The 1,190-nt window shown below is 35.6% G+C and carries 1 protein-coding gene; it reads right to left on the reverse strand.

The window, feature by feature from the left end:
* Positions 1-55: 55 nt before the first annotated feature.
* Positions 56-1,069: a PDDEXK nuclease domain-containing protein gene (locus tag ACOVO2_RS22980; RefSeq protein ID WP_421772216.1), complete on the reverse strand. Its 1,014-nt coding sequence runs from the start codon at positions 1,067-1,069 to the stop codon at positions 56-58.
* Positions 1,070-1,190 lie beyond the last annotated feature (121 nt).

The raw sequence follows: 1,190 nt of genomic DNA on the forward strand, positions 1-1,190 counted from the left end.
TTGGCCGAACCTACTCCGTGGTGTCTTATTCCGAGAATTGTGATGGGCATTTTTTTTATTTTTTTGTCTGTTGTGATTCCAAATAAATTCGGACTCTATTCAATTCTTCTGTCAACTCCTCTTCACTTGGAAATTGTAGTTTATATTGTGAGGCAAATAATTGCTCTTTGTCATTCAAAACTGAATATTTTACTATAGTAGCATCTTTTTCTTGACAAAGTATCAATCCTACCGTTGGGCTATCATGTGCTTGTCTATACAGGTCATCATACATTCGTATATACATATCCATTTGACCGATGTCTTGATGTGTCAGTTTCCCAATTTTTAGGTCAATAAGTACGAAGCATTTAAGCATATAGTTGTAGAAAACTAAATCTATATAAAACTTGGATGATTCTGTACTTATATATTTTTGTTGGGCTACAAAAGCGAAGCCTTTTCCGAGTTCAAGCAAAAATTTTTGCAAATGCTGAATTAGTCCATTTTCAATATCTTTTTCCTTGTGTGAATGATTGGTTGGAAGCCCCAAAAATTCAAAAACGTATGGGTCTTTCAGGATGTCTTTAGGGCTGATAGGAATAGTATTCTCTTTGGCCTCTTCAATGACAGGTATTTTATCATTACTGGATAATAAACGTTCGTAGTAAAAAGACCCAATTTGCCTTTCGAGTGTACGGGTACTCCAATGGTTTTCGATGGATTCTTTCACATAAAATTCCCTTGCTTTCTCATTTTCTACTCGCATTATCATCTTATAATGAGTCCAACTCAATTCGCTCCGCAGTGCGGAGCGAATTGAGAAACTAAGGTAAAAAAAACGAAAATTTCTTAGGCTTTGCACGCTAAACCCTTCACCAAACTCATCTGTAAGTCTCTTAGAAAGGTCTTTGATGAGATACACACCATATTCGGCTCTATCTTTTCCATTTTGTTCTTCTTCAATAATCTGCTTACCTATTTCCCAATAAGTTTCTACCATTATGGTATTAACCGTAATGGCTACTTTCTTGCGAGCATCATGCAGTAATTGACGAATATTTTGATAAATATTAGACGATAATTCCATTGATATTAGCTGTTTTACATCACAATATCCTTACACGCACGATAAACATCTTTCCAATCTTCACGGGGTTTGATTACGGTTTCGAGGTATTCGTTCCAAACAACTTTGTCTTGTACGGGGT

Origin of the sequence: Emticicia sp., assembly GCF_049241225.1 — a bacterium.
Classification (GTDB): Bacteria; Bacteroidota; Bacteroidia; order Cytophagales; family Spirosomataceae; genus Emticicia.